The 8,363-nt window shown below is 69.5% G+C and carries 9 protein-coding genes; 5 read left to right on the forward strand and 4 right to left on the reverse strand.

What is annotated here, in order from left to right; genetic code table 11:
• Nucleotides 1-120: 120 nt before the first annotated feature.
• Nucleotides 121-1,680: an FAD-binding oxidoreductase gene (locus tag ACWGID_RS11745; RefSeq protein ID WP_452196388.1), complete on the forward strand. Its 1,560-nt coding sequence runs from the start codon at nucleotides 121-123 to the stop codon at nucleotides 1,678-1,680.
• Nucleotides 1,681-1,698: 18 nt separating this feature from the next.
• On the opposite strand, the gene ACWGID_RS11750 is transcribed toward ACWGID_RS11745, so the two are convergent.
• Nucleotides 1,699-1,944, reverse strand: coding sequence for a hypothetical protein (locus tag ACWGID_RS11750; protein ID WP_452196389.1), 246 nt, complete (start codon nucleotides 1,942-1,944; stop codon nucleotides 1,699-1,701).
• A gap of 124 nt (nucleotides 1,945-2,068) precedes the next feature.
• Between ACWGID_RS11750 and ACWGID_RS11755 the strand changes: the two genes are divergently transcribed.
• Together ACWGID_RS11755 and ACWGID_RS11760 are read left to right on the forward strand one after the other, a co-directional pair.
• Nucleotides 2,069-2,788 carry an SDR family NAD(P)-dependent oxidoreductase gene (locus tag ACWGID_RS11755; RefSeq protein WP_452196390.1) on the forward strand — a complete coding sequence of 240 codons (720 nt, stop codon included), beginning with the start codon at nucleotides 2,069-2,071 and terminating at the stop codon, nucleotides 2,786-2,788.
• Nucleotides 2,789-2,874: 86 nt separating this feature from the next.
• A complete protein-coding gene (locus ACWGID_RS11760) occupies nucleotides 2,875-3,807 on the forward strand; it encodes an S-adenosylmethionine:tRNA ribosyltransferase-isomerase (RefSeq protein WP_452196391.1) in 933 nt (310 codons plus the stop codon).
• On the opposite strand, the gene ACWGID_RS11765 is transcribed toward ACWGID_RS11760, so the two are convergent.
• The gene (locus tag ACWGID_RS11765; RefSeq protein WP_452196392.1) at nucleotides 3,794-4,654 is read right to left on the reverse strand and encodes an SDR family NAD(P)-dependent oxidoreductase; all 861 of its coding nucleotides are present in this window, start codon (nucleotides 4,652-4,654) and stop codon (nucleotides 3,794-3,796) included. The two genes, ACWGID_RS11760 and ACWGID_RS11765, sit on opposite strands and share 14 nt — an antisense overlap.
• Nucleotides 4,655-4,728: 74 nt before the next feature.
• Between ACWGID_RS11765 and ACWGID_RS11770 the strand changes: the two genes are divergently transcribed.
• Nucleotides 4,729-5,310, forward strand: a complete 582-nt coding sequence (locus ACWGID_RS11770; RefSeq protein ID WP_452196393.1) for a TetR/AcrR family transcriptional regulator — start codon at nucleotides 4,729-4,731, stop codon at nucleotides 5,308-5,310.
• A gap of 390 nt (nucleotides 5,311-5,700) precedes the next feature.
• Here the strand turns inward: ACWGID_RS11770 and ACWGID_RS11775 are convergent, their stop codons facing one another.
• Entirely contained in the window at nucleotides 5,701-6,444 is a 744-nt protein-coding gene (locus tag ACWGID_RS11775; RefSeq protein WP_452196394.1) for a rhomboid family intramembrane serine protease, read from the reverse strand.
• 59 nt (nucleotides 6,445-6,503) lie between these two features.
• Nucleotides 6,504-7,046, reverse strand: coding sequence for a peptidylprolyl isomerase (locus tag ACWGID_RS11780; protein ID WP_452196395.1), 543 nt, complete (start codon nucleotides 7,044-7,046; stop codon nucleotides 6,504-6,506).
• Between the two features lie 283 nt (nucleotides 7,047-7,329).
• Here ACWGID_RS11780 and ACWGID_RS11785 point away from each other — a divergent pair, with 283 nt between their 5' ends.
• On the forward strand, nucleotides 7,330-8,214 hold the full coding sequence (locus tag ACWGID_RS11785; protein ID WP_452196396.1) for a hypothetical protein: 885 nt from the start codon (nucleotides 7,330-7,332) through the stop codon (nucleotides 8,212-8,214).
• Nucleotides 8,215-8,363 lie beyond the last annotated feature (149 nt).

Consider the following 8,363-nt stretch of genomic DNA (forward strand, 5'->3'; position numbering starts at 1 on the left):
GCGCCTTCGGTTTCCCGGAACTGTGCATCGGCATCCTGGAACTGTCCAGGGGAGGTGGGAGCCAGGGGGTTCCACCTCCCCTGGACGCTACCTCGCGGAACCGCCGAAAGGGAGTCAGCGATGACGGAATCCGACCTCCCGGTGGTGCAACTCACGCCCGGCCGCTGGGGTGACCCGGCGCACCCGGTCGAGCTCCCGTCCGCGGCCGTCGACGCCCTCAAGCACCTGGGGGTACGTCGCCCCGCCGGCGGAACCGTCGCTCCGGCGGACCGCCCCGGGCTGACCGACAGCCAGCTCGGGTTCCTGACCGGCATCGTCGGGACCGACCACGTGGCGACCGACCTCGACTCGCGCTGGGCGCACACCCGCGGCTACTCGACCACCGACCTGCTCCGGGACCGCGCCGGCGACACCTCCGACATGCCGGACGCCGTCGTCTACCCGGCGTCCCACGACGAGGTCGCCACTCTGCTCGCCGGATGCGCCGCCGCCGGGCTCGCGGTGGTCCCGTACTCCGGAGGCACCTCCGTCGTCGGCGGCCTCGCCCCCGGGCGGCGCTTCGTCACCGTCGACCTGCGCCGGCTCGACCGCCTCCTCGAGCTCGACGAGATCTCCCGCACAGCCACGCTGCAGGCCGGCGTTCGCGGCACGGCCGCCGAGGCGCTGCTCGCCGAGCGCGGTTACACCCTCGGACACTTCCCGCAGTCCTACGAGGGCGCGTCCATCGGCGGGTACGCCGCCGCGCGGTCGAGCGGCCAGTCCTCGGCCGGGTACGGCCGGTTCGACCAGATGGTGGTCGGGCTGACGCTCGCGACCCCGCGCGGCACGGTCGAGCTCGGTCGGGCTCCGATGTCCGCGGCCGGTCCCGACCTGCGCCAGCTCGTGCTCGGGTCCGAGGGTGCGTTCGGGATCATCACGTCGGTCGTCGTACGCATCCGGCCGCGACCGGTCGAGCGGCATTTCGAGGGCTGGCGGTTCGGTTCCTTCGACGCCGGGCTGACCGCCGTCCGGCGGCTCGCGCAGGACGGGCCGTTGCCGACCGTGCTCCGGCTGTCGGACGAGGCCGAGACCGCGGTGAACCTGGCCGACCCGGATGTGCTCGGCGGCGGGTCCGGCGGGGTGCTCGCGATCATCGGCTTCGACGGTCCGTACAACCAGGCGACCGCCGACGTCCTGACGGCGGCGGGCGGCGAGAACCTCGGCGAAGGTCCGGGCGAGACGTGGCGAGTCGGCCGGTACCGCGCGCCGTACCTGCGGGATCCGCTGCTCGACGAGGGCGCGCTGGTGGAGACCTTGGAGACCGCGGCGTTCTGGTCGCGAATCCCCGCGCTGAAGGCGGCCGTCACCGAGGCGCTCGTCGGTGCGCTGAGCGCGACACCGCCGCTGCTGCTGTGCCACATCTCCCACGTGTACGAGACCGGTGCTTCGCTCTACTTCACCGTGATCTGCGCCCAGGCGGACGATCCGGTCGCCCAGTGGCGATCAGCGAAGGCCGCGGCCAACCAGGCAATCGCCACGGCCGACGGCACGATCTCCCACCACCACGGCGTCGGCACCGACCACCGCGACGCTTACGAAGCCGAGATCGGCCCGCTGGCGGTCGAAGCCCTTCAAGCGGTCAAACGCACACTCGACCCCGACACAGTCCTGAACCCAGGCATCCTGCTACCCGAGAGCTAACGGCTGCCTCCCGCCGGCTCAGCCGCGCTCTTTGCCTTTCCCACCCAGGGCGTCGCCGATCCGGCGGCCCGTCTGCTTCTTCTCACCCTTCCCTTGGTCAGCGCCCTTGCCCAGCGCCTGGTCGGGGTCCGCAAGCCACCCGCTCTTGATCTTGGTGCCGTTCGGGTCGCTCTGCGTGCCACCCAGCCCGGCCTGGAACTGCTTCTCGTCGAAACGGGAGCGGCCGTCGTCGCCGCTCTCGTGGACGTTCCTGCCCTCAGCCATGTCCTTCTCCCCGGTGTTGTCGTCGGAACTCGCAGCGTAGGCACGCGGCGGGGTCAGCATGTGCAAGTTCGATGCTGATGGCAACGCTTGACATCAAGTTTACTTGAGGTACGAGCGTTGCGACATGAGTCCTGAACTGTCTGATCGACCTGTTGCACTGATCACCGGTGCCTCCGCCGGCCTCGGTCTGGCGCTCGCGCACGGGCTGGCCGATCGTGGCTGGGCGCTGGTGATCGACGCCCGTGGCGCCGAGGCGCTCAAAGACGCGGCCGACGCGCTGGCCGACCGAACCGACGTCGTACCGCTGGCCGGGGACGTGACTGATCCGGAGCATCGGGGTGACCTGGTGGACGCGATCACCGAGCTCGGCCGGCTCGACCTGCTGATCAACAACGCCAGCTATCTCGGACCGAGTCCGCTGCAAGCGCTCGCAGCCGCGGACCTCGACGAGCTGCGCCGGGTTTACGAGGTCGACGTACTCGCGCCGATCGCACTGACCCAGGCAATGCTTCCCGCACTGACCGCAGCGTCCGGGGTGCTGATCAACATCAGCTCCGACGCCGCAGTGGAGGCCTATGAGACGTGGGGCGGATACGGGTCCGCCAAGGCTGCACTGGACCACGCGACCCGAGTGTTGGCAGCTGAGCATCCTGCGCTGGCCGTGTACGCCGTCGACCCGGGTGATCTGCGGACCGCGATGCACCAGGCCGCCTTCCCCGGTGAGGACATCTCGGACCGGCCGGAGCCCGCGACCGTCGTACCGGCGTTCCTGCAGTTGCTCGACAGCCGGCCGGACAGCGGTAGGTACCGAGCAGCTGAGTTCGCGTCGGCGGTGACGACGTGACAGTAAATCCACACACTGGGCACCCGCACACCAGGTTCGACCTGCCGGACTCACTGAACGCTCATGAACCACCGGAGGCTCGCGGCTTGTCGCGGGACCAGGTGAAGCTGCTGGTCGCGGAGGGGTCGACCGTCACGCACACCCGCTTCGACCGGATCGGTGAGCACCTGCGCCCCGGTGACCTGTTGCTGGTCAACACGTCCGGCACACTGCCCGCGGCCGTCGACGGTACGACGTACACCGTGCACTTCTCCACACCTCTCGACGACGGGACGTGGGTAGTGGAGTTGCGCCGTGACGGCGGACCGATGTTCGACGGTGCCGTTGGTGACCGGGTGGAACTCCCGGAGGGTGCGCTGACGCTACTGGCGCCGTACCAAGCGGAGTCGAACCGCCTGTGGATCGCGAAGCCGCCGGTGGCCGACGTGCTCGGTTACCTGCAGCGGAACGGGCGGCCGATCACCTACAACTACGTTGGCAAGCAGTGGCCGCTCGCGTCGTACCAGACCGTGTTCGCGCGGGAGCCGGGCAGCGCCGAGATGCCCAGTGCGGCACGGCCGTTCAGTTTCGAGCTTGTCAGCCATCTGGCGTCACAAGGCGTCCTGATCGCGCCGATCCTCCTGCACTGCGGCGTCTCCTCGCAGGAGAGTCACGAACCACCCACACCCGAGCGGTACGACGTACCCGCGCACACGGCCCGCCTCGTGAACTGGGTGAAGGCCAACGGCGGCCGGGTGATCGCGGTGGGTACCACCGCGGTCCGGGCCATCGAGTCAGCGATCGGAGCAGACGGCACCGTCACGCCGGCCCACGGCTGGACCGATCTCGTCCTCGGCCCCGACAGGCAGCCGCAGATCGTCGACGGCCTCATCACCGGCTGGCATGCCCCCGAGGCGTCACATCTCATGCTCCTCGAGTCAGTCGTCGGCGCCGAACAGGTGCAGCACGTGTACGACGCCGCCGTACAAGAGCACTACCTCTGGCACGAGTTCGGCGACGCCTGCCTCATGCTGCGGTGACCATCTGGTTGCAGAGCTCCCATACGGCCGCACGATTGCGTGCGTCGAGAACGCTGTCCGGCCAGGTGGTCTCGGCGGCGTTCGTGTCGAAGTACTTCGCGGTGACGCCTTCCACCTGAGGGCTCGAGGCCAGGTGGATGCTTGATCGAGCGGCCTTCGCGATGTCCTTCAACAGCACCGGGCCGACGACTCGGAGCGCCGGCACGACTGGGCGGTAGGCCCACGGGAACGCGCGCATCGGCATCGCGAGATTCCCCGGCGTCGACGCGTGGCCCGGGTAGGCGACGTTCACGGTGATGCCGTCCGTGGTGCGTGCGAACTCGTAGCTCATCGCCATCAACGCGGTCTTGCAGTGGTTGTACTGGCTGAAGGTCCAGCCGAGGAATCGCCGCTCTGCCTGCAGATTCGTGACGTCGAGCGGACCGTTCGGCAGACCGCCGGTGAGGTTGACGACCCGCCCCGCGCCGGCCGTGAGTTGTGGCAGTAGCAGCCGGGTGAGCAGGTACGGCGTGAGCACGTTCGCGGCGAACGTCAGCTCGACACCGTCGGACGTGAGCTGACGCGCGGGTGGCGCGTAGCCGAAGTTGTTCACCAGGACGTGCAGCGACTGGTGGCGCTGGGCAACGATCTCGGCGAGCGCGTGGACGCCGTCCTGGCGGGTGAGGTCGGCGGCGATCGCTTCCGCCGTACCCGAGGTCTGTTGCTGGACCCGCTCGGCCGCGGCTGTCGCGCGCTCGGGGTCCCGGCCGACCAGGATCACGTGTGCGCCGCGGGCGGCGAGCCCGCGGGCGGTCTCCCAGCCGATTCCGCCGGTGCTCCCGGTGATCAGCGCCGTCTTTCCGTGCACCATTGCCTCCTGATGTCGAAACTGTCACTCGGTGACAGAATAGGCAACAGGAGTAGTTAAGTACACTCGGGGTCGTGACAGGACTTCGGGCCCGGACCCGCGACGCGGTCCGGGCGCAGCTGGCGGCGCTGTCCATCGAGCTGTTCCTCGAGCGCGGGTACGACGCGACGACGGTGGACGACATCGCGGCAGCGGCCGGGATGTCGAAACGGAGCTTCTTCCGGTACTTCGGGACGAAGGACGACGTGGTGTTCCACGGCGCCGACGACGTCGCGGAGCGCATCGCGCGCGAGCTCGAGCTCGCCGAGGGCGACGACTGGGCCTGCCTGCAGACGGTGCTGACCGCCTGGCAGGACCAGATCTACACGTCCGGCCGGGTGGTCGAACTCGTGGAGTCCGCTCCGGCGCTGCGGGCGCGGATGGTGGACAAGCGCGACGAACTCCGCCGGCTGATCAGCGCGGCGCTGCTCGCCCGGCCTGGTTCCACGCTGGACGCGTTCGGCGCGGATCTCCTGACCGAGGCGGCCGGCGCCGTACTGGATGCTGCTGCGCAGGAATGGTTGCGCAGCGGCGGCGACCGCGCGGCGCTGATCGCCCGTGGCTTCGCGGAGCTCAGGAAGCCTTGGCCGCCGGCTTCGGCTGCGAGATCCGATTGACGGTGTGCTCGGCGGCCTCGAGGACGGTGACTGCGCTGGGAGTTTCCGGTGTGGGTGATTTGGCCGGATGGCGCTCGTTGCCGGGCCGGGCCCGTTTGTCCACTGCGCGTGGGCTCATGACGATGTCCTTACCAAGTGTGGTCCCCCGTCGGGACGTCACCTGATTAGACAAGCGTCGACACCCACTTGTCACCGTCATTAATTCAACTGAAGGTAACTTGTGGCATAGGCCGCATCCGGCGGCTCCGCGCCTACTGCGCGGCACTCGGCACGGCACCTCGCTGCACGGGTGCAAAGGCCACGATGCTCCGCATCGAGACCTTCGCCCCCGCGCACCGATGCACCGCACCGAGCACCTGCTCGCTACGGCGCGGAGCCGCCGAATACGGCCTAGGCCGCTTGTTTGTTGCGGCGTTTGTGTTTGGAGAGCTGGAGGAAGATCCAGGCGACCGCCGCGCCGACGACGAAGCCGCCGAGGTGGCCTTCCCACGAGACGTTCGGGATGGCGAAGGACAGGACCGCGGTGACGGCGACGTACATCAGGATCCAGGTGATGTCCAAGCCGCGGGCCCGGCTGATCACCAGCAGGGCGCCGACCAGGCCGAGGACCGCGCCGGACGCGCCGAGGGTGGCGCCGCCGGGCGCGGACAGGATCCAGACCGCGATGCTGCCGCCGATCGCGGACAACAGGTACAGGATCAGGAACCGGACCCGGCCGAGCATCTGCTCCAGCGGTGGACCGAGCTGCCAGAGCATGAACAGGTTCGAGAAGATGTGGAAGATCTGCCAGTGCGTGAACGTCGAGGTGAGCAGCCGCCACGGCTCGCTGTCCACCAGCGCCGGCACCATCACCAGGTCGTTGAGGATCTGTGGGCTGCCGACGTGCACGAGGATGAAGACGAGCACGTTGAGGGCCAGCAGCGTCGACGTCACGAGCTGCGGGTTGCCGCGCTGCAGTCCACCGAGTGAGGTCCGCTTCTTGGGCACCGAGCGAACGCCCTCGTTGAAGCAGTTCGGGCACTGGAAGCCGACGGAAGCGCTGTTCATGCACGACGGGCAGATCGGCCGGTCGCAGCGCTGGCAGCGCACCCCGGCGGGCCGATCCGGGTGCCGGTAGCAGACGGTCTCGGTCACGCGGGTGTGTCCCTCTCTGGGAACCCGGGGCCGGTGGCGTGCCGGCCCCGCAGGTCAATTCAGGCGTTCTTGCGCTCGACGACGACCTTGTTGATGACGATCGGCTCGAGCGGCCGGTCGCCAGGAGCGGTCGGCGCGGTCGCGATCGCGTCCACGACCTTCTTCGACTCGTCGTCGACGACCTCACCGAAGATCGTGTGCTTGCGGTTCAGGTGCGACGTCGGGACCACGGTGACGAAGAACTGCGACCCGTTGGTGCCGCGGCCGTACTGGATGCCGGCGTTCGCCATCGCGAGCAGGTACGGACGGTCGAACTGGAGCTCCGGGTGGATCTCGTCGTCGAACTGGTACCCCGGCGTGCCGGTGCCGGTGCCGAGCGGGCAGCCGCCCTGGATCATGAACCCGTCGATGACCCGGTGGAAGCCGAGGCCGTCGTAGAACGGCCGGGTGACCTGCTGGCCGGTCTCCGGGTCGGTCCACTCCTTCGTGCCCTCGGCCAGACCGACGAAGTTGCTCACCGTCTTCGGCGCCTGGTTGGGGAACAACCTGATGACGACGTCGCCCTTGCTCGTCTGCAGGGTTGCGTACAGCTCTTCGGCCACGGGAGTCACTCCTAGTCGGTTACTACAGGTACGCCTCGATCCTGTCATGCCACTCCAAGAAAATGAGCAACAACCCACCCCGTGGTCGCTCTGTGCCCCTCTGTGCGGCGCGGCGGGGGGCAGATGTGTGGAAAAGGCCGGGTGGGGGCACCAGGTGAATGGCTCGCGACGTCGTACGATGCAGATGAAGCCGGATTTGTCCAGAGTCGTAACCAGAACGAGCCCATGACGCCGATGGGCGGGAGAGCTGCCTGCCGGGGCAGGCGGCATCGAGGAGGGAACCGTGGGTTTGAGGAAGTCCAAGGGCAGGGTCGAGACCGCCAAGGACCGGGTCCGGCCGCTCGCCGAGTCGGCGAGCGAGAAGCTCGGACCGGCCGTCGGCCAGGTTCGTGATCACCTCGGTCCGGCCGTGGGCACCGCACGGGAGAAGGTGTCGCCGTACGCGGAGAAGGCTGTCGAGCGGGGCGCGCACCTCGCGCACCAGGCGGTCGAGAAGGCCGGACCGGTGCTCGACGACGCGCTCGCCAGGGTCGGCCCGGCCACCGAGCAGGCCGCCGAGAAGGCGCGCGGCCGGCTGAACGACGACGTCCTGCCGAAGGTGACCGCCGCGCTGGTGACCCTCGCGGCCGCCGCCGAGCCGGTCGTCGAGGAGACCAGCCGCCGGGGCAAGGCCACCAAGGCCGCGCTCAAGGGTGAGATCGACGTGCCGAAGAAGAAGAGCCACAAGCTCCGCAACGTGGCGCTGTTCCTGGGTCTCGGCGCACTGGCCGCGGCAGCGGTGAAGAAGCTGCTGACCCCGCCGGAGCCGGCCTGGCAGTCCACCCCGACCAGCGGCCGCGACTACAGCTCCGCCCCGGCCGGTACGACGTCCCGCCCGACCGACACCACATCCGGTGCGGCCACCTCGGCGTCGTCCGGATCGTCGTCGGCCACGTCCGCGAACGGCAAGAGCGACGCCAAGCCGGACGCTCCGAAGGCGGACGCCGCCAAGGGTGACGGTGCGAAGCCCGCCGCGCCCAAGGCCGACGCTCCGAAGGCTGAGGCCCCGAAGGCGGAGAGCGCCGAGGCCAAGGCCGACGAGGTGAACGCCGCGTCGAACGGCACCGCGAAGAAGGCCACCACCAGGAAGTCGACGGGTTCCGGCGACAGCCGGCCCAGCGACTCCTGATACCACCGCAACGGCTGACACCACCGCAACGGCGAAGGGGGGGCCGCGGGCGCGCGGGCCGGGGCGCCGGCGGGGGGGGGGGGGCCCACTGGGGGCGGTTTGTGCGGGGGGGGGGGGGGGCGGGGGCGCTAACGATGTGGGGCGGTGTC

Source organism: Kribbella sp. NPDC054772, from assembly GCF_053611945.1.